This window comes from Pseudochrobactrum sp. AO18b (assembly GCF_000409565.1).
In the GTDB taxonomy this organism is placed as follows: Bacteria; Pseudomonadota; Alphaproteobacteria; order Rhizobiales; family Rhizobiaceae; genus Pseudochrobactrum; species Pseudochrobactrum saccharolyticum.
Genome location: NZ_ANNO01000364.1, coordinates 1 through 1,440 on the forward strand (window position 1 = coordinate 1; position 1,440 = coordinate 1,440).

Here is a 1,440-nt window from a genome sequence, read left to right on the forward strand (position 1 = left end):
ATGACGCGATCATATTTGCCGAGAATATCCGTATCAAAAAGCAAATCTGTGGTCGGTGGACAGATCAGCCAGTCATTACTCGCAATTTCACGTTCAATCTGCCCTGCATCCCAACCGGCATAGCCAAGCGCCATCAGTGTTTTATCCGGCCCGATACCATCCGATATGGCATGGAGAATATCCATGGTCGCGGTCATACAGATATCATCGGTGACGGGAATACTGGTTCCGACCATGAAATCATCACTATGCAGCACAAAGCCCCGTCCGGTTTCAACAGGGCCGCCACGGCGCACCATCAGCGAGCGGGCTTTTTCGGGCAGTAAAATACTCTGCGCCTGCGTAATAATACCAAGGCGGATCAAGAGATCGGGAAACTCAAGCGGCTGCAGCTGGTTTATGATGAAACCCATCGTCCCCTGCTCTGAATGCGCACAAATATAAATGACCGAACGGGCAAAACGCTCATCCGTCATACCGGGCATTGCAAGCAGAAATTGTCCGTTGAGAAAACCGTTGTTCACCACACGCCTCTTTCAATTTCAATGCAACAGGATTGATAAAGATAAATGTGTAATTTTTGCCGTTCGCTGGGGATGATTATGCGTCTGTTTTATTCATTCACGGCATAGTGAATAATCAGCATAACACAACACTTACATGAGCCAAGTCACATTTATCGAAGTTTTTTGAAGTGCAAAAATCCGTCTTGTATTTTTTCAGCCATTTCAGCGCATTACTTAAAATCAGTATTTTAGAAAATTCATATTAAAAGCGAAATATTCTGCCTGAATGAGAAAAATTACATGCCTGCCTGTCAGAATTTTCAAGAAATAGCGCTTCCGTAAAATCCGGCCAGAGGCTATGTATAATGCCAATATCCGTTACTCATAATCTGTATGAAGGAGAACAGACAATGGCCATTCAGATCGGCGATAAACTGCCAGCAGCAAGCTTCAAAACCAAAACTGCTGACGGCGTTAAAGACGTCACCACAGATGACGTTTTTCAGGGTAAGAAAGTCGTTCTCTTTGCAGTACCGGGCGCTTTCACCCCGACCTGCACACTGAACCATCTGCCGGGCTATCTGGCGAATTACGACGCGCTGATCGCTAAAGGCGTGGACACTGTTGCCGTTGTTTCCGTCAATGACGTGCATGTCATGGGCGCATGGGCAAAGGCCACGGAAGGCGAAGGCAAGATCGTCTATCTTTCCGATGGTATCGGCGCATTCACCATAGCTGCCGGTCTTGATATCGACCTGTCCGGTGGCGGTCTTGGCGTGCGCTCCAAGCGCTATTCAGCGCTGATCGAAGATGGCGTTGTAAAGAGCCTCGACATTGAAGAAAATCCGGGCGTTGCCACAGTTTCTTCCGCAGAAGCGATGCTCGAAAAGCTCTGATTTCTTTAGACTGAACAAGAAAAAGCCCGCTTTGAAGC

General features: G+C 47.5%; 2 protein-coding genes. One reads left to right on the plus strand and one right to left on the minus strand.

Features of this window, described 5'->3' with window-relative positions; translation table 11 throughout:
• On the minus strand, positions 1–527 hold a 527-nt coding region (locus tag A918_RS0113995), incomplete at its 3' end, for a YqgE/AlgH family protein (protein WP_028233822.1).
• Positions 528–916: 389 nt separating this feature from the next.
• Between A918_RS0113995 and A918_RS0114000 the strand changes: the two genes are divergently transcribed.
• Positions 917–1,402, plus strand: a complete 486-nt coding sequence (locus tag A918_RS0114000) for a peroxiredoxin (protein ID WP_022711671.1) — start codon at positions 917–919, stop codon at positions 1,400–1,402.
• Positions 1,403–1,440: the final 38 nt, after the last annotated feature.

Excerpts from the sequence above, each read along its gene's own strand:
- A918_RS0114000 (WP_022711671.1), top strand. The coding sequence starts at position 917 with ATGGCCATTCAGATCGGCGATAAACTGCCAGCAGCAAGCTTCAAAACC.